A 22,900-nucleotide genomic window follows, 5' to 3' on the forward strand; every position below is an offset into this window, starting at 1 on the left:
CTAATCCCTCGATCAAATGACTTCAGGAACCTTTTGCAGGTTCACGTGATGGGTGTTAGCACTCCTCTTGTTGGAGTGCCAGCAAAGCCGAGATAAGGAGGCGTCCCCCCGGAGTCAAGAACGCACTGCCGGAAAAATTTCACGGCCTATGGTTACCAGCGTTCCATGACAGAAAATTTCCACGCTATGACGGACGAGGACAAATCGCTCTTTTTCAGGCAACCTTCGTTTTCGGCGTAGAGGGGTTTTATGTTCGGATGGTGGCCGGTGGTCCGGAGGCAGGCCTGGCGCCGCTTTTTTCCTTGCCATCGGCGTCGTGCTTTGCCATGTGACGCACACCCTTTTTTCGCACCCGGAAAGCATATCATGGCCCATCGCATTCTCACCCTCGGCGAAATCACTGATGGGTTCGACGTTGTTCTTTCGGATGTCTGGGGCGTGCTGCATAATGGCGTTAGCGCTTTCCCGGATGCGGCGGTTGCGCTGCACGACGCGCGCAAGGCCGGCAAGACCGTGGTGCTCATCACCAATTCGCCGCGTCCGGCCCCCGGTGTCATCGCCCAGCTTCGCGTTCTCGGCGTGCCGGATGAGGCCTATGACCGCATCATCACATCGGGCGACGTCACCCGCGGCCTGATCGCGGAAGGCCCGAGAAAAGTCTTTCTGCTCGGCCCCGAGCGGGACATGCCGCTGCTGGAAGGTCTCGATGTCGAACGGGTCGGCGAGGCGGAAGCGGAATCCGTCGTCTGCACCGGTTTCTTCGATGACGAGACGGAAACGCCGGAAGATTATACGGAAATGCTGAAAGGCTTCATCGCCCGCAAGGCACCGATGATCTGTGCCAACCCCGATCTGGTGGTAGAGCGCGGCGAGCGCATCATTCCCTGCGCCGGCGCCATGGCCGCATATTACGAACAGCTTGGCGGCGAAGTCCGTATTGCCGGCAAACCGCACGCGCCGATCTATGAAGCCTGCCTTGCGGCGGCGAAAGAAGTGCGCGGCGATTTCCCGAAGGATCGCGTGCTCGCCATTGGCGATGGCATGCCGACGGATGTAAAGGGCGCAATTGCGAGTGGCCTCAACCTTCTTTATATCAGCGGCGGCATTCACGCCGCCGAATATACGCTGAATGGCCAGACGGACGAGGCGCTTCTGAACGCCTATCTGAAGGGGCAGGGCGCGGCTCCCGGCTGGTGGATGCCCCGCCTTGCCTAGGAAACGTCTGGCGTAAGCCGGCGTAAACAATGGATCGACTGCAATGACCGTCTTTCATCGCAATGAAAAAAAGGAGCCGCTGCCTGAAGGCTTGCGCGGCGGCGTCATCGCGATCGGCAATTTCGACGGTGTGCATCGCGGCCACCGCGCCGTTCTGGACCGGGCGCTGGAACTGGCCGAGGCGCGTGGCGTTCCGGCACTGGTGCTGACCTTCGAACCGCATCCCCGTTCCGTCTTCCGCCCCGAAACGCCGGTCTTCCGCCTGACGCCTGCGCCGTTGAAGGCACGTATTCTCGAGGCCATCGGTTTCCGCTCGGTCATCGAATACCCCTTCGACCGCGAGTTTTCGCAGCGCTCGGCGGAAGAGTTCGTCAATTCCATTCTGGTCGACTGGCTGGGCGCCAGCGCCGTCGTCACCGGCTTTGATTTCCATTTCGGCAAGGGCCGCGAAGGTGGCCCGGCATTTCTGATGGCGGCCGGCAAGCGCAACGGCTTCGACGTGACGCTCGTGGATGCCTTTCGCGACGAGGGCGCGGATGTCGTCTCCTCGAGCCGTATCCGCTCGCTTCTGTGCGAAGGAGATGTGGCAGGTGCCGCCGGACAACTCGGGTATCGTTTCACGGTGGAAAGTGAAGTCATCGGCGGCCAGAAGCTGGGGCGAACGCTGGGTTACCCAACGGCCAACATGGCGCTTTCACCCGAAACGGAGCTGAAAGCCGGCATCTATGCCGTGCGGTTCCGCCGCCCCGACGGGGCGATTTACGATGGCGTTGCAAGCTTCGGTTACCGCCCGACGGTCACCGATAACGGTGCGGCCCTTCTGGAAACCTACGTCTTCGATTTTTCCGGTGATCTCTATGGTGAGGTCTGTTCGGTATCCTTCTTCGGGCACCTGCGTGACGAGCTGAAATTTGACGGCTTGGACCCGCTGGTCGCGCAGATCAGGCGGGATGAGGAAGAGGCGCGGGCGATGCTGTCAGGCGTGCGGCCGCTCAGTGAATTGGATGCGAAGATAGCATTTTGAGCGGGCAGATAATCCTGTCCCGGATTGTCGTCGCTTTTCACTTCCTTTTTGCCGGAAAACCGCATAAACAACCGGCCATGTCCCAATACCGGTTGCTGTTTAAAGTTCAGATAGGCCGAATTATTGGCCCGGCCTTCCGCCCGCTCTGAAGAGCCGGAAGGTCCGGGATTTTGGCGCTCGTCATGGCATTTGACATGGCGCTTTCCGTATTTGCCCTCTTTGAAATTGAGACGGCGCGACCGACACGGCGCGCAACAACGGTACAATTATGAGCGACACCGCAGAAAAATTCGACTATTCCTCGACCCTCTATTTGCCGCAGACGGATTTCCCGATGCGTGCCGGCCTGCCGCAGAAAGAACCGGAAACGGTGAAGCGCTGGCAGGAAATGGGGCTGTATAAAAAGCTCCGCGCCTCCGCCGCCGGTCGCGAGAAATTCGTGCTGCATGATGGCCCGCCCTATGCCAACGGCAACATCCACATCGGCCATGCGCTGAACAAGATCCTGAAAGACGTCATCACCCGCTCGTTCCAGATGCGCGGTTACGATGCCAATTACGTGCCCGGCTGGGATTGCCACGGCCTGCCGATCGAATGGAAGATCGAGGAAGCCTACCGCGCCAAGGGCAAGAACAAGGACGAGGTTCCGGTCAACGAATTCCGCAAGGAGTGCCGCGAGTTCGCGGCTGGCTGGATCAAGGTTCAGTCGGAAGAGTTCAAGCGCCTCGGCATCGAGGGTGACTTCGAAAACCCCTACACAACCATGAACTTCCACGCGGAAGCCCGCATCGCCGGCGAACTGCTGAAGATCGCCAAGAGCGGCCAGCTCTATCGCGGTTCCAAACCGATCATGTGGTCGGTTGTCGAGCGCACGGCGCTGGCGGAAGCCGAGGTCGAGTATCACGACGTTGAAAGCGACATGATCTGGGTGAAGTTCCCGGTGAAGGACGCTGCGCCAGCTCTTTCCGGCGTCTCTGTCGTCATCTGGACAACCACGCCGTGGACCATCCCCGGCAACCGCGCCATCGCCTTCTCCTCGCGGGTCGAATATGGCCTGTTCGAAGTCGAAAGCGCGCAGAACGATTTCGGTCCGCAGCCGGGTGAAAAGCTGATCTTCGCCAGAAAGCTTGCCGATGAAGCTGCTGCCAAGGCGAAGGTGACCTTCAAGTTCGTGCGCGATGTGAAAGCTGAAGAACTGGCCGCCATCACCTGCGCCCATCCTTTGGCGTCGCTTGGCTACGATTTCCCGGTTCCGCTTCTCGATGGCGACCACGTCACCGACGATGCAGGCACGGGCTTCGTGCACACCGCCCCGAGCCATGGCCGCGAGGACTTTGACGTCTGGACCGCGCATCAGCGTGAGCTGGAAGCGCGCGGCGTTTCGCCGGCCATCCCGTTCCCCGTTGGCGATGACGGTTTCTACACCGAGGACGCACCCGGTTTCGGCCCGTCTGCCGAAGGCGGCGCGGCCCGCGTCATGGATGATAACGGCAAGAAGGGCGATGCCAACGAGCGCGTCATCAAGGCGCTGATCGCGGCCAACAACCTGTTCGCGCGCGGCCGTCTGAAGCACAGCTATCCGCATAGCTGGCGCTCCAAGAAGCCGGTGATCTTCCGCAACACGCCGCAGTGGTTTGTCTATATGGACAAGGAACTGGGCGACGGCACGACGCTGCGCTCGCGTTCGCTTGATGCCATCGACCAGACCCGTTTCGTTCCGGCATCCGGCCAGAACCGCCTGCGCGCCATGATCGAAGGTCGGCCCGACTGGGTTCTGTCGCGCCAGCGCAGCTGGGGCGTGCCGATCGCGGTCTTCGCCGACGAGCAGGGTGAGGTTCTGGTCGACGAGGCTGTCAACGCCCGCATCCTCGAGGCCTTCGAGGCTGAAGGTGCGGATGCCTGGTTCGCCGAAGGCGCCAAGGAACGTTTCCTCGGCAATGACCATGACCATGCCAAATGGCAGCAGGTCATGGACATCCTCGATGTGTGGTTCGATAGCGGCTGCACCCATACCTTCACGCTGGAAGACCGCCCGGACATGAAGTGGCCGGCGGATGTCTATCTCGAAGGCTCGGACCAGCATCGCGGCTGGTTCCATTCGTCGCTGCTGGAAAGCTGCGCGACGCGTGGCCGCGCGCCCTATAACGCCGTCGTCACCCATGGCTTCACCATGGACGAGCAGGGCCGCAAGCAGTCCAAGTCTCTCGGCAACGTTGTTGCACCACAGGACGTTATGAAAGAGTCCGGCGCGGATATCCTGCGCCTGTGGGTCATGACGACCGATTACTGGGAAGATCAGCGTCTGGGCAAGGCCATCATCCAGACCAATATCGACGCGTATCGCAAGCTGCGCAACACCGTGCGCTGGATGCTCGGCACGCTTGCCCACGACAAGGGCGAGGAGATCGCCTATGCCGATCTGCCGGAACTGGAAAAGCTGGTACTGCATCGCCTCTCCGAGCTGGATAAGGTCGTGCGCGATGGCTACGACGCCTTCGACTTCAAGAAGATCGCCCGCGCCCTGATCGATTTCGCCAATGTGGAGCTGTCGGCTTTCTACTTCGACATCCGCAAGGACACGCTTTATTGTGACGCGCCGTCGTCGCTGAAGCGCCGTGCATCGCTGTCGGTCATCGCCAAGCTGTTCGATTGCCTCGTCACATGGCTTGCGCCCATGCTGCCCTTCACCACTGAAGAAGCATGGCTTTCGCGCTATCCGGATGCGGAATCGGTGCATCTCGCCCAGTTCCCGGAAATCCCGGCGGAGTGGAACAACGACGCGCTGGAAGCGAAGTGGGAGAAAATCCGCAAGGTCCGCACGGTCGTCACCGGTGCGCTCGAAGTGGAACGCCGTGAAAAGCGTATCGGCTCCTCGCTTGAGGCAGCGCCCGTCGTGCACATTGCCGACGCCGATCTTCTGGCGGCTCTCTCCGGGCAGGATTTTGCCGAAATCTGCATCACCTCGGCCATTTCGGTGGTCGGCGATGAAGGCCCTGCCGATGGCTTCCGCTTGCCGGAGGTCGCAAAGGTCGTGGTCGAGCAGAAGCTGGCGGAAGGCGCAAAATGCGCACGCTCCTGGCGCATCACCACCGATGTCGGTTCCGATCCGGACTATCCGGAGGTTTCGGCCCGTGATGCGGCGGCACTGCGCGAGCTTGCCGCGCTGGGATGATTTAAAGCTGCTGCGCATCGTTCCTGTCGAAAAATCGATTTCGAGTTTCGGGCCGATGCGCGAGGAAAATGGCCGGATGAATTGCGCTTTAGCTCTTCATCCGGTACACCTGCCTGAAAATGGCCGGATTTGCACGGCAATGCGGGCTACCGCCTGCCGAAAGACTATGTCTGGCGCAATGGGACGGACGGCTGGAAGGGTTTTTATGAAGACGATGAAGGCTTTTGGGCAGGATAACGCGCAGGGTTTGAGCATGTTCCGCACGGTTGCAGGTATCACGGCGATAGGCGTGCTGCTCAGCGCCTGCACGAGCCCGACCTATGGTACGGGCAAGACTGCGGCAGAACAGCTTGTAGACGACCTCGGCAACGCGACTTCGATCACCGGCAACGATCAGGAAAAACGTAACCTGAAATACAGCCCGCGTCCCGGTCTCGTTGTCCCCGCCCAGTCCCGCGCCGAGCAATTGACGACGCCGCAGCAGAACATGGCGAGCCGCGAAAACAACCCGCAATGGGTCGAATCGCCGGAAGAGACCCGTGAACGCCTGCGTGAAGAGGCGGATGCCAATAAGAACAATCCGCATTACCGCTCACCGCTGCTTGCCGGCAACGGCACGGCCGGCCAGATGACCGAAAGCCAGAAATGGGAAGCCTTCCGCAAGGCCAAGGCAGATGCCCAGGGTGGCTCTGTCGTCAACGCCCAGCGCAAGTTCCTGACCGATCCGCCGCAGGAATATCGTAGCGTTCCGCAGGATCAGCTGACTGACCTCGGTGAGCCGGAGCAGAAGAAGGAAAAGCGCCGTAAGAAAGAAGCGGCGATGGCAAACACCGGCAAACCCTGGTGGAACCCCTTCTGATAAAATGAAGGGCTTATGGCCTGCGGGAAAGATTGCATCTCCCGCCGGCTGCTTATTCGTCGAGACGTTTCTCGCGAAAGAATTTCCGCAGAATTTCAGCACTTTCGCTTTCCGCCAGCCCCGAATACACATCAGGCGCGTGGTGGCATGTCGGCTGGCTGAAGAAGCGCACGCCACTATGCACCGCGCCGCCCTTCGGGTCTTCCGCACCGTAATAGAGACGACGGATGCGGGCAAACGAGATCGCCGCCGCGCACATGGTGCAGGGTTCCAGCGTTACATAGAGATCGGCACCGGGCAGGCGTTCCTGTTCCAGCGCCTCGCAGGCCATGCGGATCACGGCGATTTCGGCATGCGCCGTCACATCGTTCAATTCACGGGTGCGATTGCCGGAACGGGCGATGACGCGACCGTCCATAACTAGGACTGCGCCGATCGGAACCTCCTGCCGCTCACCGGCGGCACGGGCTTCCGCCAGCGCCAGTTCCATGAAATGCGTCCTTTCGGCCATTGCGTTTCAATTTCCTCTTAACCCTTGTGCTTGGACCTGATAGGACAGCCCAAACAACAGGCAAACAGCAAATGACTTTTAAAGACAAGCCGAAGCGTGACGGTGGCAAGACTTTTAGCCGCGACAAGAAGCCGAAAGGCCCCGGCAAGCCCGCCGCAGAGCGTGAAAAGAAACCGGTAGAAGCCAAGGCGGCTCCGGTGCAGGAAGCCGTTATGGGCACCAAGCCAGAGCGCATTTCCAAGATCATGGCGCGCGCCGGCGTTGCCTCGCGCCGCGATATCGAGCGCATGATCATGGAAGGCCGCGTGTCGCTGAACGGCGTCAAGCTGGACACTCCGGTGATGAACGCGACTCTTTCCGACAAGATCGAAGTGGATGGCATGCCCATCCGCGGGGCTGAGCGCACGCGCCTGTGGCTTTACCACAAGCCCGCTGGCCTGGTGACGACCAATTCCGACCCGGAAGGCCGCCCGACCGTTTTCGACAATCTGCCGGGTGAATTGCCGCGTGTGCTCTCCATCGGCCGCCTCGACATCAATACCGAAGGCCTGCTGCTGTTGACCAATGATGGCGGTCTCTCGCGCGTGCTGGAACTGCCGACGACCGGCTGGCTGCGCCGCTACCGCGTGCGCGCCCATGGCGAGGTCGATCAGGCAGCGCTCGACAAGCTGAAGGAAGGCATTGCCGTCGACGGCGTGCTTTACGGCGCTATCGACGCGACGCTCGACCGCACCCAGGGCCACAACGTCTGGATCACCATGGGTCTGCGCGAAGGCAAGAACCGCGAGATCAAGAACGTGCTCGGCGCGCTCGGCCTTGAGGTCAACCGCCTGATCCGTATCTCCTACGGCCCGTTCCAGCTTGGCGATCTGCCTGAAGGCAAGGTGCTTGAAGTGCGTGGCCGCATGCTGCGTGACCAGCTTGGTCCGCGCCTCATCGAACAATCCGGCGCCAATTTCGACGCGCCGATCTACGATGCGCCTGTCGCCGACGATGAAGAAGAAAATACGCCCAAGCGCGCGCCCCGGTCCGAATGGGCAAAGAGCGACGCGCCGGAAGGCAAGCCGCGGTTCGACAGGGCTGCCGGCAAACCGGAAGATCGCCGCGAAAAGGCGCTCGGCCGTCTCGACACCAAGCGCGGTGACAAGCCAGCCGGCAAGTTCGGTGGCAAACCTGCCGGGAAATTCGGCGCGAAAACCCGTGGCGAAGAGGATGGCGAAGAACGCCGCCCCGCCCGCCCGCCCGCGGGCACCAGCCGCACGGCCAATGTCTGGATGGCGCCCGGCGCAAAGCCCACCCGTGATGGCAAGGAGCGGAAGTTTTCTGCCCGCGCGGAAGCGGAAAGCCTGTTCAAGAAGCCATCCGCCCAGGCGGAAGCGCGCCGCAACGTCGTCAGGCATGCCGATTCCGAGGGCGAGTGGATCCGTTCGGATTCCCCGCGCGAAGAGGAAGGCGGTCGTGGACGTGGCGACGGCCCGCGCGGTGGAAAGAGCTTTGGAGATCGCGGCGGGAAATCCTTCGGTGACCGCCCGTTCCGTGACAAACCACGTGAAGCGGGAGATCGCCCGCGTGGCGACGGTCCTCGCGGCGAGAAGAGCTTCGGAGATCGCACCGCACGCGGTGGAAAACCGTTTGGCGACCGTCCGTTCCGTGACAAGCCACGTGAGGAGGGTGATCGCCCGCGCAGCGACCGCCCACGCGGCGAGAAGAGCTTCGGAGATCGCACAGCACGTGGTGAGAAACCTTTCGGTGAGCGTCCGTTCCGCGACAAGCCCCGCGAAGACGGTGATCGCCCACGCGGCGACCGGCCTTTCGGTGACAAGCCAAGAGGCGCAAAACCGGGCGGCAAACCCGGTGGCAGGCCCGCATCGGGCAAGCCTTCTTTTGGAAAACCGGGTGAACGTGGCGAACGTTCGGGTTTTTCAGGCAAGGGCAAAGGCCCCGGTGGCGGTAGCGGCCCCGGCGGCGGCAAACCGGGCGGCAAAGGCCCGGGTGGCAAACCTTCTGGTGGCAGGGGAATGACACGTAATGCGGATCGTAGGCGGTGAGTTCCGCGGCCGAAATCTGGCCGCGCCGAAAACAAATTCCATTCGTCCGACAATCGACAGGACACGGGAAAGCCTCTTCAATATTCTAAGCCACGCCTATCCGGAAAGTCTTGACGGTACGCGCGTTCTGGACGTTTTTGCCGGAACGGGCGCGGTCGGGCTGGAGGCGCTTTCGCGTGGCTGTCGTGTGGCGCTCTTCGTCGAAAACGGCGTTGAGGGCAGGGGGCTGTTGTGGGAAAATATCGATGCGCTGGGGTTGCATGGGCGTGCCCGCATCCTGCGGCGTGACGCGACCAAGCTTGGCGGCGTCAACAATATCGAGCCCTTCGATCTCCTTTTCGCCGATCCGCCCTATGGCCAGGGCCACGGGGAGAAGGCATTTGCCGCTGCCCATGCTGGCGGCTGGCTGGCCCCCGGTGCGCTCGCCATTCTGGAAGAGCGCGGCGATGTTGTGGTAAATGTCGAGCCGGTGTTCAAACCGCTCGAAAGCCGCATCTTCGGTGACTCGAAAATGCACTTCTACCGCTACGAGCCCTAGAGCATTTCCAGCAAAAACGGCCCCGGTTTCCGTGCGGAAATGCCGCAAAACAAAGAGTTAGAGTGTTTTCGCGATTTGAAGAAAAGCGAAAACGCTCTGACGGCAGCACTTTCCCGTCACGTCACGGTCTTGTCTTGTTTGCCGAATAGGCAGAGGCTTTGCCGTGGAAAGGGTCTTGGGTATTTGGCATGGAGCAGGGTGTAAACGACAGCGTCACAATGGTTCACGCCGGGCAAGAGGCAATCGATGCCAGCCGCGAGAGCGGTCATGAGCCGACATTCGGCCTGGCGCTCGGCGGCGGTGGCGCACGCGGCATCTGCCACATCAACGTCATCGAGGCATTCGACGAACTAGGCATTCGCCCGGTCGCGCTTTCCGGCTCCTCCATCGGCTCCATCATCGCAGCAGGCATGGCGGCCGGCATGAGCGGCAAGGAAATCCGCGAATATACGCTTGAACTCATGGGGCGGAAGGGTTCGGTCGCCAACCGTCTCTGGAGCCTAGGCCCCGCATCCATGCGCCATGCGGTAGATGGTTTTCGTCTTGGCCAGTTCAATCTCGAACTCATTCTGCACGCCTTGATGCCGCAGGCCCTGCCGAAGGATTTTTCCGAACTTGCCATTCCCCTGAAAGTGGTGACCACGGATTATTATGCGCAGACCGAAGTGGTGGTGGAAACCGGCGAGATCATTCAGGCGCTGGCGGCTTCTGCGGCTATTCCGGCTCTATTCATGCCGGTGCGCGTTAACGGCCGCATCATGATCGATGGCGGCATCTTCAATCCCGTGCCCTATGAGCATCTGATGGATCAGGCCGATATCATCGTCGGCATCGATGTGGTTGGCGGCCCTGAAGGTGATGGCACCACCATGCCGAACCGGCTGGACAGCCTGTTCGGCGCCAGTCAGCTGATGATGCAGGCGGCCATTGCCCTGAAACTCAGATTGCGCCCGCCGCATATTTTCCTGCGCCCACCGGTGCACCGTTTCGGCGTGCTGGATTTCCTCAAATCGGAAGAAGTGCTGAACGCTTCCGCCGGGATCAAGGATGATCTGAAACGGCAGATCGAAATGCAGGTGGAACTGTTCCATCGCGGGCAGGGCGTGGAGGCTTGAGCGGTACTCCTTGAGTATTCGCTATGGGCGAGCGCGTGCCGCTTAGTGGGTGACTGCTATTTCACCCTCGTCTTCGTCCTCTTCTTCCTCGCGCTTTTCCACCTTGTTCTTCGGCTTCATCAGTGGCTCGGGTTTCACTTCGCGCACCGGCTTGTTGTGCAGCATCTGCCTGCCGGCGGCGAGCCCTTCCACGGCCTGTAGCTGCAATCTCTCCTCGTCGCGCTCGCGTATGTCGTCGGAAATGGCAAGCGCCCTTTCGCCGTCCATGTCCAAACCTTCCAGAATGCGGCGTCCAAATAGCAGGCCCGATTCCAGCGTCTCGCGGATTTCGTATTCCACGCCCTTTTTCCTGAGATCGAGGGAATGAATGCGGTCATAGGAGCGGGCATAGATGCGCACGCTTGGAAATTCCGACTGGATCATGTCGATGATGCGGTCGGTGACTTCCTTTTTATGGGTGCAGACCGCCACGAGATCGGCGCGCTCTATGCCAGCCGCGATCAACACGTCCTTGCGTGTACCATCGCCAAAAAAGATGCGGAAACCGAAGCGGGAAGCCTGACGTACACGATCAGCCGAACTGTCGATGACAGTCACGTCGCGCCCACCGGCAAGCAGGATTTGCGAGGCGATCTGGCCGAAGCGCGAAAAGCCGATCATCAGCACATCGGCGCCAGCCCCGTCAAAATCCTCGTCCAGCGTGTCCTCATCGGCATCCTCCGCCGTCAGCCGGCGAGAAACCACTGCCAGCAGCGGCGTCAGCGCCATGGAAAGCGTCACGATGGCGACAAGGATGGAAGCCGTCGCCTGCGGAAACAGGCGGGAGGCGGCAGCAGTGGAAAACAGCACGAAACCGAATTCGCCGCCCTGCGCCAGCAGCAGCGCGATACGGCTCGATGCATAACGGGACGAACCGGCGATGCGGCACAGCCCATAGATTACGGCCGCCTTCACAGCCATCATCGCCGGCACGGCGATCAGGATGAGAAGAATGTGCTCGTAGACGATGTTGATGTGCAGCGACATGCCGACAGCCATGAAGAACAGCGCCAGAAACAGCCCGCGAAACGGCTCGATATCGGCTTCCAGCTCGTGCCGATAAGAAGATTCCGACAGCATCAGCCCGGCCAGCAGCGCACCCATGCCCATCGAAAGCCCAACCGCCTCCATGATGGCGGCCGCACCGATGACGACGAAGAGGGCGGCGGCGATCATCACCTCCCGCGCACCCGTGCGGGCGATGATCTGGAACATCGGCGTCAGCAGATAACGCCCGGCCAACACCATGCCAGCCACCGCGACAACGGAGGCGACGAGATCGTAGGCCATCGAATCCGTCGGCACGTCCGGGCGGTTGGAAAGAATGGTGACAAGGGCAAGAAGCGGTACGATGGCGAGATCCTGAAACAGCAGGATCGAGAAGGAGCGGTTGCCATGCCGCGTATTCATGTCGCCATCGTCTTCAAGAATCTGTAACGCAAAGGCGGTGGAGGAGAGTGCAAGGCCGAAACCCGCAACGAGGCTGCCGCGCGCGTCGATCAGTCCGGCCCACCAGGCAATCAATGCCAGCACGCTGCCCGTCACCAGCACCTGCGCCAGCCCCAGCCCTAAAATATCGCGCCGCATCTGCCATATGCGCGACGGCTTGAGTTCGAGGCCGATGATGAAGAGCAGGAAAACCACGCCCAGTTCCGAGACGTTGAAGATGTCTTTCGCGTCTGTCACCAGATGCAGGAACGGCCCGATGACGATGCCCGCCACCAGATAACCGAGCACGGTGCCAAGGCCGAGTTTGCGGAAAATCGACGCCGCGATGACAGCGCCGGCCAGAAGCAGCAAGGGTTCGGAAAAGAGAGCGTCGTGCTCGGTCATGCTGGCTGACTTTCGAATATGGTGGCGACAAAGCCTTGTCGATGGAGAAAGCGGCGTTTCGCCCTTGATGCGGGGTTGATGGCACAATAAATGGAACAGGAATGAAAGGCCAACTCATGTCCTCAGAAATAGATTCTTCCAAACTTCTCGATCGCGCCAGCGAGCTTGTCGATCTTGCCCGTGCTGCAGGCGCGGATGAGGCGGATGCCGTCGTCGTCCGCTCTCGCTCGCAATCGGTCGGCGTCCGGCTTGGCAAGGTGGAAAGTACCGAATCCTCCGAAAGCGATGATTTTTCGCTTCGCGTTTTCGTCGGGCGGCGGGTGGCGAGCGTTTCGGCCAATCCCGGCTTCGACCTGAAGACCCTGGCGGAACGGGCGGTGGCCATGGCGAAGGTTTCGCCGGAAGACCCCTTCGCCTGCCTGGCAGACAAGGAACGGCTCGCAACCTCCTACGACGATCTCGAGCTTTTCGATGCGACCGAGGTCTCTACAGATCAATTGCGTGAGGCAGCGCTCGCCTCGGAAGAGGCGGCGCTTGCCGTCAAGGGCGTCAGCAATTCCTCCGGTGCTGGCGCATCGAGCGGCATGGGCGGCCTCGTCCTTGCCACCTCGCACGGTTTTTCCGGCAGCTACATGGGCAGCCGTTTCAGCCGTTCCGTCAGTGTCATCGCCGGCGAGGGCACGAAGATGGAGCGCGACTACGATTTCGACAGCCGCCTCTATTACGCCGATCTGGATGCAGCCGAAGAGATCGGCCGCCGCGCCGGCGAAAAAGTCGTGCGGCGGGTCGGCCCGCGTCAGGTCGATACCGGCAGCAATATTACCGTGGTTTTTGATCCCCGCATCGCGCGCGGTTTCGTCGGCGCCATTGCCGGCGCGATCAATGGCGCTTCCGTTGCCCGCAAGACCAGCTTCCTGCGCGACAGGATGGGGCAGCAGGTTCTGAAAAAGGGCCTTTATCTGACGGACGATCCGCAGATCGTTCGTGGCCCCTCGTCGCGTCCTTTCGATGGCGAGGGTGTCCGGGGCGAGAAGATGACGATGATCGAGGACGGGGTGCTGAAGCATTGGTTCCTCTCTACCTCGGCAGCGCGTGAACTCGGCCTTGAAACCAACGGTCGCGGCGTGCGCGGTGGCACTTCGGTATCGCCGTCCTCAACCAATCTTGCGCTGGAGCCAGGCGATATTTCGCCGGAAGATCTGCTGAGGGACGTCGGAACCGGCTTTTACGTCACCGAATTGATTGGCCATGGCGCCAATATGCTCACCGGTGAATATAGCTGCGGTGCGAGCGGCTTCTGGATCGAGAATGGTGAAAAATCCTTCGCGGTTTCCGAGGTCACCATCGCTTCGAACCTGAAGGACATGTTCATGCGTGTCACGCCGGCTAACGATATCGACCGTAAATACGGTGTCGCAGCACCGACGCTTGCTATCGAAGGCATGACGATCGCGGGCAAGTGAGGCGACCTGCGGGTTGTTTTCGCCAGCACTTTGTGTGCAAGTGCGAAGGGAAAAACAGGCGCGCCGTATGAGGCGCGCGGAAAAGACGGCAAAATGAACGATATGGCTGAGGCCCGCTGGGCTTCCGATCTGAGGCTGGTCCTCGAAGCCGCACGCAAGGCGGGCGAGACGGCCCTCGGTTTCTTCCGCAAGGACCCCGAGGTCTGGTGGAAGAATGGCGGGCTTTCACCGGTCAGCGCGGCCGATTACGCGGCAAACGAAATTCTCGAAACCATCCTGCGTACCGCCCGGCCGGAATATGGCTGGCTGTCGGAAGAGACGGATGACGATACGACAAGGCTGGCCCGCTCCACCGTCTTCGTCATCGATCCCATCGACGGAACGCGCGCCTTCATCGGTGGGCGGGATACCTGGTGCGTCAGCGTCGCCGTGGTGCATGAGGGCCGACCCGTCGTTGCCGCCCTTGTTGCGCCTGCACTCGCAGAGGAATTCACCGCACTTGAAGGCGGCGAAGCGCTGAAGAACGGCAAGCCGATTTCAGCCGCCCGTGAAAACACCGGCGTTTTCCATCTGGCCGCACCTGAAGACGTGATTACGCATCTGCCGGAAGAGGTGCGCAGCACCGTCAAGCGCATTCCGCATGTGCCCTCGCTCGCCTATCGGCTGGCGATGGTGGCGGATGGCCGCATCGATGGAACGCTGGTCAAGGCGAACTCGCACGAGTGGGATCTGGCCGCCGCAGACCTTATCCTCGAAAGGGCAGGCGGCAGTCTGGTCGGACTTGATGGAAAACCCCTGATGTATAATCGCCGCGAGGTAAACCACCCCGCATTGTGCGCTGCAGCAGAATATGCGCTTCCCGCGCTTTTGAAAGCGTTTTCACATCTGTCCGATGGTTGACGTTTGCCCGGAAATCCCGCAGATGAGGGGCTCTCAGAGCTTAAGAAAGAGACAAGACATGACGGAATCTGGCAAACAGAAACAGCTGCTGCACCTTGTGTTCGGCGGCGAACTGGAAAATCTTCAGGATGTTCAGTTCCGGGATTTGAATGCGCTCGATATCGTCGGCATCTATCCTGACTACGCTTCCGCGCTGACCGCGTGGAGATCCAAGGCGCAGATGACTGTTGATAACGCCCATATGCGTTATTTTATCGTGCATATGCACCGTCTTCTCAATCCCGACGATAAAAATTGAGTCCTTTTGCCCGTGCGTTGTAATACTATTGGGTGAAGGCGAGTTTTCCCGTGATTCCTGCCCGGAATGGCAGGCAGGAAATTCGGTTGCGAGAAAACGTGATCGCGCTTTTGTTTCCGATGATAAAAAATGACGCAATTTGAGAAGAAGTAGGCGGCGATAACAACAAAGAACAGGGGCAGGGCATTGCGCGGAATGATCAAGGGCAGAATGTCATGAGCAGCCGTATCGCACGTTTCGCTCTTTCCGGTTACAGGATTGCCGGTATCGCCGCTTATCCGTTTGCACGGCCTTATCTTTCCTATCGGGCCGCAAAGGGCAAGGAAGACAAGCGCCGCCGTCTAGAACGTTTCGGTTACGCCAGCGCGGAGCGCCCCCGTGGCCCGCTCGTCTGGTTCCATGCCGCAAGTGTCGGCGAAACGCTCGCCCTCATTCCGCTGATCCGCGAAATACGCAAGCGCGATATCTTCGTGCTTCTGACCACCGGCACCGTCACCTCGGCCGAGCTGACCCGTACCCGGCTTGGCGATGATGTGATCCACCAATATGTGCCGCTCGACATCAAGATCGCGGTCAACCGTTTCCTCGCCTACTGGGCACCGGATGCCGCCATCACCGCTGAATCGGAAATCTGGCCGGTGACGATGATGGAGCTGGAGCGCCGGCACATTCCGCAGATCCGGGTCAATGCGCGGCTCTCAGACCGTTCCTTCGACCGCTGGAACAACCGGCACGACATTGCGGAATCGCTGTTTTCCAAGCTGGCGCTGGTGGTTGCGCAATCCGATGTCGATGCCGAACGCTTCCGTGATCTCGGCTCCTGGCCGGTGGTGATATCCGGCAACCTCAAGGGCGATACGGATCCGCCGCCTTGCGACGAAGCTCTGCTCGAGCACTATCGCAGGCAGATCGGCACCCGCAAGACATGGGCGGCGATCTCCACCTTCGACGGTGAAGAGAAGGCAGCAGCCACCGTGCATGCGGCGATCAAGTCGCGCAACGGTCAATTGACCATCATCGTGCCGCGCCACCCCGAGCGCGGCGACGACGTGGAAGCCATGCTGAAGGGCATGGGGTTGACCGTGGCGCGCAGAAGTCGCAACGACGTGATCACGCCGGAAACCGATATCTTCCTCGGGGATTCCATTGGCGAAATGGGGCTTTACCTCAGGCTCACCGAACTTGCCTTCGTCGGCCGTTCGCTGACGGCCGAGGGTGGGCAGAACCCGCTGGAGCCGGCAATGCTGGGCTGCGCCGTACTGTCAGGCGCGCATGTACAGAATTTCCGCGAGGCCTATCAGAAGCTGATCCGCGCCGGCGGCGGGCGCATCGTCCGCGATGTCGAGATGCTGGCCAAGGCGGTGCATTACCTCCTGGTCAACGACAATGAACGCTACAAGATGATCGATGCCGGCAACCGGGTCATTCAGGACATGCGCGGCGCGCTTTCCGCCACCGTCAAGGCGCTGGAGCCCTACATCAACCCGCTCACAGTCACCGCCAAGCTGCAACCGCGGAGTGCCATCGGTTCATGGTAGCGGATATGGAGATTGATGCGACCAAATCGATTGCCGCAGTCCTTTTCGACAAGGACGGTACGCTGTTGGGTTATGACGCAAGCTGGGGGCCGGTGAACCGCGAACTTGCGGCGATTGCGGCCAAGGGCGATCCCGTTCTTGCGGACCAGCTTCTCGCCGCCTGCGGCATGGATCCGGTTACCGGGCATGTGGTGCCCGACAGTCTTTTGGCTGCCGGCAATACGGCGGAGATAGCTGCCGGTCTCGTCGCCGCCGGTTCGCCTTGCGATGTCGTGGAGTTGACTGCGCGGCTCGACCGGCTATTCACTGAAGCAGCGGATAAATCCGTGCCGGTGACCGATCTCAAGGCATTTTTCGCAAGGCTCAAGGCACGCGGCTACAAGCTTGGCATCGCCTCCAGCGACAACGAAAAATCCATCCGCCAGACGGCGATCCGTTTCGGTTTCGAAAGCGATGTCGATTTCGTCGCGGGTTATGACAGCGGTTACGGCACGAAGCCGCAACCCGGCATGGTTCTCGGTTTCTGCGACGCGATTGGTCTTGCGCCTGCGCGCGTGGCAGTGGTCGGCGACAATAATCATGATCTGCACATGGCGAGAAATGCCGGCGCAGGATTGCGCATTGCCGTTCTCACCGGAACCGGCTCGCGCGAAAGCCTTGGCGCCGACGCCCATTATTGTTTCGATGATATTACCGCGCTGGAAACCCTGCTTCCGGAACGCGTTGTTTAGGTCATGTCCCCGCAGTGCGCGCCACTTGTCGCACAAGATGGGAAGAGACAAGCTGCGCATGTATAGCCGGGTTTTGCAATTCAGGGTTTTTTCTGGCAAATACCCATGTGACTTATCGAATTTAAGCGCAATGCCGTGGGTGATGCGGCCGGGAGCAGGCATATATGGTTTCTGAAGCGCCGCCTTTCTGGTGGCAGAAAGCAGGCTGGCAAGCCTGGCTGTTATCACCGTTTTCCCTTCTCTACGGCAATATTGCCGGCCGGCGGATGCGCACGGCAAAACGGGCGAGCGTTCCCGTTCCGGTCATCTGCATCGGCAACTTCACCGTTGGTGGTGCCGGAAAGACGCCGACCGCAATGGCAATCGCCCGAGCCGCCAACGCAAAGGGCCTGAAACCCGGCTTCCTGAGCCGTGGTTATGGCGGCACACTTGATGTCACCACCCTCGTCGATCCCGCGCAGCACCGCTCCGCTGATGTCGGCGATGAACCCCTGCTGCTTGCCCGCGAGGCGGTGACGGTCATCTCCCGCAAGCGGGTGGAAGGTGCACATCGGCTGGTGAAGGAGGGCGTGGATCTCATCATCATGGATGATGGCTTCCAGAGCGCACGCCTGACGCTGGATTATGCGTTGGTCGTTATCGATACGGTGCGTGGCATCGGCAACGGCCATCTTGTGCCGGGCGGCCCGGTCCGGGCGCCGCTTGCCGAACAGATGCGGCATATGACCGGACTCTTGAAGGTCGGTAACGGCCATGCGGCCGATCCGCTGGTCAGAACCGCGGCAAAGGCCGCCAAACCGGTTTTCGTCGCGGCGATAAAGCCGCAGGAACCGCAGGATTTCAGGGGAAGGCGCGTGCTGGCCTATGCTGGCATCGCCGATCCCGCCAAGTTTTTCCGAACTGTCGAGGGGCTTGGTGGCGAAATCGTGCTGCAGCGCTCCTTTCCTGACCATCACCATTTCAGCGATGACGAGATCGCCGATCTTCTGCAGGACGCGGATAAGGAAAACTTGCAGCTGGTGACAACGGCCAAGGACGCCGTGCGTCTTAACGGGCACCATGGCCGTGCGGAAGAATTGCTGTGGAACAGCCTGGTGATCGAGGTCGACATGGTGTTCGACGATCCCAATGCGGCCACAACGATTATCGAGACGGCGGTGCGGAATTGCCGCGCCCGTTTGCTGCGGGAAAATGCGCGGACGTCAATTTAGAGCATCTCGGAACGCAAGCCGCCGGGCACTCACCCCCTCATTCCTGTGCTTGTCACAGGAATTGAGCAGCCCTCAGCGCGAAAAGAAGAATTCGCACACGCGGCCATTTCGGGCGTGCTTCCGCGCCTGATCAGGCGGGCAAATTACCAGCCTTGCGCTCTGCCTCCAGTGAGGCGCTGGCATCCACATAGGCTTCCTGCCGGGCGACGCTCCAGTAGCGCAGCTCGTCGACCGGAATGGTCTTGCCGGTGATGGCGCATATGACATGCGAGCCAGTCTGCACGATCCGGAAGTCACCGTCGAGATATTCGATGACGGCGATGCGGTTTCCGCCTCCCTCAAATCTGTTCATCCGTTTTCGTCTCCTGCTATGTCCTGTCAGTGCATCCAGCCCGAAACGGCGTAGCGTTCTCCTGAACAATCCGGATGCTCCAGTCCCTTGAATTTATATCGCTGAGCTACGCCCAAGGCCAGCCCTGCCTGCTGCCCGCGGGGTTAAGGCTCAGCTTCGGCCGAAGAGACGTTCTATATCGGAAAGTTTTAGCTCAATATAGGTCGGACGACCGTGATTGCACTGTCCTGAACCCGGCGTGTTTTCCATCTGCCTTAAAAGCGCGTTCATCTCCTCCGGCCGCATGCGCCGCCCTGAACGCACCGAGCCGTGGCAAGCCATGGTGGCGGCGACATATTCCAGCTTGTTGGCAAGCGTCGAGGCAGCGTCCCATTCAGCGATCTCGTCGGCAAGCTGCCGCACCAGCCCCTGCACGTTGACCTCGCCAAGCATCGCCGGCGTTTCGCGAACCGCGACCGCCCCCGGCCCAAAACGCTCGATGACCAGTCCCAGCGCATCGAAACCAGCCGCATGGTCCATCAGCCTGTCGCAATCCTCTTCGGGAAGGTCGATGATCTCAGGAATGAGCAGCACCTGTGAAGGCGGGCGTCTGGAATGCAGCGCATTGCGCATTTCCTCAAACACGAGCCGTTCATGCGCCGCATGCTGGTCGACGATGACGAGGCCGTCTTCCGTCTGCGCGACGATGTAGTTCTGGTGCAACTGCGCCCGCGCGGCGCCGAGCGGATATTGTGACGGTTCCAGCGACGGGCTTGCAGAGGCCTCGTAAACCTCGCGGGGTTCTGCCCGCGCGGTCGGCATGGTGATGTCGGAAAAGCGCGATTGCACGGCCTCGGCAAATTGCATGTTCCCGGAAACGGCAAGCGGTCGGGAAGGCGAGGCCGCGGCGGACCATGTCGCAGCGGCAGACGGTCGGAGATTGGACGGGCTGTAGCCGGGGCGAAAGGCGTTCATCATCTGGCTGGCACCAGTCGTCGCCGCCCTGTCACCGTCGCGGGTCAGCGCCTGGCGGATCGCACCGACGATCAGTCCGCGAACGAGGCCGGGATCGCGAAAGCGCACATCTGATTTCGCCGGATGCACGTTCACGTCGACAAAGGCGGGATCGAGCGTCAGGGACAGCACTGCGACCGGATATCGCCCGTGCGGTACGGTTTCGGCATAGGCACCGCGAATGGCGGACAACAGCAATTTGTCCTGCACCGGGCGACCGTTGACGAAAACATATTGATGCGCCGAGTTGCCGCGGTTGAAGGTCGGCACGCCGGCAAAACCGGAGAGCGTTACATCCTCGCGCCCGGCATCGATTTCGATGGCGTTGTCCTTGAACTCGGCACCGAGAATCTGCGCCATGCGGGCAAGGTGATCGTCGCCGGTGGAGGGGATTTCAAGTGTGGAGCGGTCGGTGCCTGACAGCACGAAGCGGATATGCGGAAAGGCAATTGCCATCCGTTTAACGACTTCGGTAATGGCGGCTGCCTCCGCTCGCTCCGTCTTCAGGAATTTCAGCCGTGCGGGCGTCGCGAAAAACAGGTCGCGCACCTCGACGATGGTGCCGGCATTGGCGGCGGCGGGCCGGACCTCGGAGACTTTGCCGCCGGTGACGGAGATCACCGAACCCTGTTCTGCGCCGTGTTGCCGGCTGGTGATGGAAAGCTTGGCAACCGAGCCGATGGAGGGCAGGGCCTCGCCGCGAAAGCCAAGCGTGCGGATATCGTCAAGCGTGGTGGATATTTTCGAGGTGCAATGGCGTCGGACCGCAAGCTCCAGATCGGCAGGCGACATGCCGGAGCCGTTATCGGTGATGCGCACCAGTCCCTTGCCACCGCCCGCCGTGGCGATCTCGATGCGCGTTGCGCCCGCGTCGATGGCGTTTTCCACCAGCTCCTTCGTGGCGCTGGAGGGTCTTTCGATGACCTCGCCGGCGGCGATCTGGTTGATGAGGGTTTCTGAAAGCTGCTTGATGGCCATGATCATCATTTTCGCGGATTCGTCACGGCTTCGAAAGCAAAAAACTCAAGTCGTGAAAGTTTGCACATGTTTTGCGGCCTGCCCGGCGTTTGATCATTTCCGTTCAACGTCAGGTTAAGCGTTAATCCGCCTTTAATCGGCCTTGCATATGGTGAGGCGGCTTGAAATGACTGCAGGAACGAGGCCCCCCTTCGCCGGGTGGTGTGACGTCGTATATGGGTGAACGTCATCTTCCCCTCAAGACTGCTTCAAGTAGCGAACCCTGATGTCTCTTTTGCGGAATTTACCGTTTCATCCCGGCATTTGCCTCGGACGATTCCAATAGAAACATAAGCCTGACCCTGAAAACAGGTGGGAGTTTGCAGTTGAGTGATTTGGCGTCCTCCGGCGCGGGCGTTCATACGGTGATGCTTGATGCCCTTTGCGACGCGCTTGGCGCGGCGATCGTCGTTTACGACCGGAACGATCACATCGTTTTCGCAAGCCGGAAGCTTTTGAGTTTTTTTCCACTGCAAGAGGCCGTTATCGGGCCGGGCGCGCGGCTGCGCGACTATCTGAGCGCGCTTTACGATTGTTATCTTCTGGAAGCGGAAAGCCTGTCCGCCAATGCCCGGCAGCTGGGACGCGAGGAATGGATTGGCGAGCGGCTGGCGCTGCACTGGAAGGAAAGGTCTGAAAAAACCGAGCGGCTGAAGGGGGAGCGCTTCCTGCGCTTCGTCATGAATCGCCTGCCTTCCGGGCTGGGCATCAGCGTCGTTGCCGATATTTCCGAACAGAAGAAAAGAGAAGAACAGTGGCGCATCGACCTCGAACGCGTTCAGCTGATCGAAGACATTCTCGACAATCTGCCGTTTCCGGTCCTCGTCAAGGACCGGAACCTCGCCTATGTCGCCGTAAATAAAGCCGCCTGCACCATGGTCGAGACCAGTGCAGAGAGCATTCTCGGCCGCACGGTTTTCGATCTGCATTCGCGCCAGGTCGCAGGCCGGATCGACGCTGCCGATCGCATGGTGCTGGACAGCGGCACGCCGAGCATCCTTCCCGAAAGGGTGAGGCGCGCGAATGGTGAAGAGGTGCTGACGATTACCCGCAAGCAGCGGGTGGGTCGGCCTGGCCGGCATTTTCTGGTCACGACGATGGAGGACGTGACCGCGCTCGCCACCATCGACGCGAACGGCATGCCCGTCATCCCCTCGCTCGAACATGTCGATTTCGTCGCCTCCACCTATGGCAAGGATGAAGATCGCGATTCCGCAGGCGGTCTGCTGAAAAGCAAGGCAGTGCTGGTGGTTTCCGGAAACGGGCGCTTTGCCGAAGCCGCCTGCCACCGGCTGGCCGCGAGCGGCATGGATCATGCCGTGGTGAGGAGCGAGGAAGAACAGCGTAGTTTCATCGATATCGCCGCTTCCGCAGGCGTCGGCATCGATGTCGTCGTCGTCGACGCCCAGATGAGCGTCACATGCCTCGATATCGCGGCTGCGCATGACCTGCCGGTCGTCACCATCGAGGAAGAGGAGATCGACGCTTCGCTGCTGCATTATCTCGCCGTCGGCCTCAAATCGTCTCCGAAGGAAAAGTCCTCCGACGAGGACTGGGAGATCATGACCGAGGACCTGCCCAAATTCCTCAAGACCGGCGGCGTCTGCGAGATACTTCTCGTTGAGGACAACAGGGTCAACCAGATCGTCTTCTCACAAATCCTTGAGGGATTGGGGCTGTCCTGGCGGCTTGCCACGTCGGGTGAGGAGGCGTTGCGTCTTTTTGCGGAACAGGCGCCGTCCGTCGTCCTGCTCGACACCACGCTTGGCGATATCGACGGTTTTGAGGTCGCCCGCCGTATGCGTGCACTGGCCGGCGACGAGCGCATTCCCATCGTCGGCGTCATCACCCACGCTTTCGAGGGCGATCTCGACAAATGCCTGGCGGCGGGCATGGAAGACATGCTGCTGAAACCCGTCAGTCCCGATATGGTCGATGCCGTTTTCCTGCGCCTTTTCGGCAAGGATGCCCTGCGGCTGCAAGCCTGAAGCTCCTCCATTTCAGCTTTTTGTGTTCGAGCCGCTGGCATTGCGGAGACGCCGC

The 22,900-nt window shown here is 60.6% G+C and carries 18 protein-coding genes; 14 read left to right on the plus strand and 4 right to left on the minus strand.

The window, feature by feature from the left end:
• The first annotated feature begins 366 nt into the window (after positions 1 to 366).
• The 4 genes from AC1DCP_RS02790 to AC1DCP_RS02805 all read left to right on the plus strand — a co-directional run bounded on the left by AC1DCP_RS02790 (position 367) and on the right by AC1DCP_RS02805 (position 6,270).
• A complete protein-coding gene (locus AC1DCP_RS02790; protein ID WP_004432196.1) occupies positions 367 to 1,215 on the plus strand; it encodes a TIGR01459 family HAD-type hydrolase in 849 nt (282 codons plus the stop codon).
• 43 nt (positions 1,216 to 1,258) lie between these two features.
• Positions 1,259 to 2,239 carry a bifunctional riboflavin kinase/FAD synthetase gene (locus AC1DCP_RS02795; RefSeq protein WP_004432194.1) on the plus strand — a complete coding sequence of 327 codons (981 nt, stop codon included), beginning with the start codon at positions 1,259 to 1,261 and terminating at the stop codon, positions 2,237 to 2,239.
• Positions 2,240 to 2,507: 268 nt separating this feature from the next.
• Positions 2,508 to 5,411: an isoleucine--tRNA ligase gene (gene ileS / locus AC1DCP_RS02800; RefSeq protein WP_004432190.1), complete on the plus strand. Its 2,904-nt coding sequence runs from the start codon at positions 2,508 to 2,510 to the stop codon at positions 5,409 to 5,411.
• A gap of 205 nt (positions 5,412 to 5,616) precedes the next feature.
• Positions 5,617 to 6,270, plus strand: a complete 654-nt coding sequence (locus AC1DCP_RS02805) for a hypothetical protein (protein ID WP_065661324.1) — start codon at positions 5,617 to 5,619, stop codon at positions 6,268 to 6,270.
• Between the two features lie 52 nt (positions 6,271 to 6,322).
• On the opposite strand, the gene AC1DCP_RS02810 is transcribed toward AC1DCP_RS02805, so the two are convergent.
• A complete protein-coding gene (locus tag AC1DCP_RS02810; protein ID WP_013635558.1) occupies positions 6,323 to 6,781 on the minus strand; it encodes a nucleoside deaminase in 459 nt (152 codons plus the stop codon).
• A 71-nt stretch (positions 6,782 to 6,852) separates the two neighbouring features.
• Here AC1DCP_RS02810 and AC1DCP_RS02815 point away from each other — a divergent pair, with 71 nt between their 5' ends.
• The 3 genes from AC1DCP_RS02815 to AC1DCP_RS02825 all read left to right on the plus strand — a co-directional run bounded on the left by AC1DCP_RS02815 (position 6,853) and on the right by AC1DCP_RS02825 (position 10,482).
• Positions 6,853 to 8,829: a pseudouridine synthase gene (locus AC1DCP_RS02815; RefSeq protein ID WP_142851140.1), complete on the plus strand. Its 1,977-nt coding sequence runs from the start codon at positions 6,853 to 6,855 to the stop codon at positions 8,827 to 8,829.
• On the plus strand, positions 8,810 to 9,367 hold the full coding sequence (rsmD, locus tag AC1DCP_RS02820; protein WP_004432183.1) for a 16S rRNA (guanine(966)-N(2))-methyltransferase RsmD: 558 nt from the start codon (positions 8,810 to 8,812) through the stop codon (positions 9,365 to 9,367). Before AC1DCP_RS02815 ends, rsmD begins: the two co-directional genes overlap by 20 nt.
• A gap of 188 nt (positions 9,368 to 9,555) precedes the next feature.
• The gene (locus AC1DCP_RS02825; protein WP_013635561.1) at positions 9,556 to 10,482 is read left to right on the plus strand and encodes a patatin-like phospholipase family protein; all 927 of its coding nucleotides are present in this window, start codon (positions 9,556 to 9,558) and stop codon (positions 10,480 to 10,482) included.
• 42 nt (positions 10,483 to 10,524) lie between these two features.
• On the opposite strand, the gene AC1DCP_RS02830 is transcribed toward AC1DCP_RS02825, so the two are convergent.
• The gene (locus AC1DCP_RS02830; RefSeq protein WP_004432178.1) at positions 10,525 to 12,354 is read right to left on the minus strand and encodes a monovalent cation:proton antiporter-2 (CPA2) family protein; all 1,830 of its coding nucleotides are present in this window, start codon (positions 12,352 to 12,354) and stop codon (positions 10,525 to 10,527) included.
• 116 nt (positions 12,355 to 12,470) lie between these two features.
• Between AC1DCP_RS02830 and AC1DCP_RS02835 the strand changes: the two genes are divergently transcribed.
• From AC1DCP_RS02835 to lpxK, 6 genes are all read left to right on the plus strand, one after another.
• Positions 12,471 to 13,817, plus strand: coding sequence for a TldD/PmbA family protein (locus tag AC1DCP_RS02835; protein WP_004432174.1), 1,347 nt, complete (start codon positions 12,471 to 12,473; stop codon positions 13,815 to 13,817).
• Positions 13,818 to 13,910: 93 nt separating this feature from the next.
• The gene (locus AC1DCP_RS02840; protein ID WP_004432172.1) at positions 13,911 to 14,717 is read left to right on the plus strand and encodes a 3'(2'),5'-bisphosphate nucleotidase CysQ; all 807 of its coding nucleotides are present in this window, start codon (positions 13,911 to 13,913) and stop codon (positions 14,715 to 14,717) included.
• 58 nt (positions 14,718 to 14,775) lie between these two features.
• The gene (locus tag AC1DCP_RS02845) at positions 14,776 to 15,015 is read left to right on the plus strand and encodes a DUF4170 domain-containing protein (RefSeq protein ID WP_019564234.1); all 240 of its coding nucleotides are present in this window, start codon (positions 14,776 to 14,778) and stop codon (positions 15,013 to 15,015) included.
• A gap of 215 nt (positions 15,016 to 15,230) precedes the next feature.
• Positions 15,231 to 16,553, plus strand: a complete 1,323-nt coding sequence (waaA, locus tag AC1DCP_RS02850; RefSeq protein ID WP_004432170.1) for a lipid IV(A) 3-deoxy-D-manno-octulosonic acid transferase — start codon at positions 15,231 to 15,233, stop codon at positions 16,551 to 16,553.
• Positions 16,547 to 17,284, plus strand: a complete 738-nt coding sequence (locus tag AC1DCP_RS02855; protein WP_065688038.1) for an HAD family hydrolase — start codon at positions 16,547 to 16,549, stop codon at positions 17,282 to 17,284. The genes waaA and AC1DCP_RS02855 overlap by 7 nt, the downstream gene beginning before the upstream one ends.
• A gap of 164 nt (positions 17,285 to 17,448) precedes the next feature.
• A complete protein-coding gene (lpxK, locus tag AC1DCP_RS02860; protein WP_065688039.1) occupies positions 17,449 to 18,495 on the plus strand; it encodes a tetraacyldisaccharide 4'-kinase in 1,047 nt (348 codons plus the stop codon).
• A gap of 130 nt (positions 18,496 to 18,625) precedes the next feature.
• Here lpxK and AC1DCP_RS02865 read toward each other — a convergent pair whose 3' ends face one another.
• Both AC1DCP_RS02865 and mutL read right to left on the minus strand, forming a co-directional pair.
• Entirely contained in the window at positions 18,626 to 18,847 is a 222-nt protein-coding gene (locus tag AC1DCP_RS02865; protein WP_003519053.1) for a DUF2093 domain-containing protein, read from the minus strand.
• Positions 18,848 to 18,997: 150 nt separating this feature from the next.
• Entirely contained in the window at positions 18,998 to 20,818 is a 1,821-nt protein-coding gene (gene mutL / locus AC1DCP_RS02870; protein WP_041694517.1) for a DNA mismatch repair endonuclease MutL, read from the minus strand.
• A gap of 407 nt (positions 20,819 to 21,225) precedes the next feature.
• Between mutL and AC1DCP_RS02875 the strand changes: the two genes are divergently transcribed.
• Positions 21,226 to 22,845 (plus strand): response regulator, encoded by a 1,620-nt coding sequence (locus tag AC1DCP_RS02875; protein ID WP_065688288.1) that lies wholly within the window; start codon positions 21,226 to 21,228, stop codon positions 22,843 to 22,845.
• Positions 22,846 to 22,900: the final 55 nt, after the last annotated feature.

This window comes from Agrobacterium sp. 10T429 (assembly GCF_056393925.1).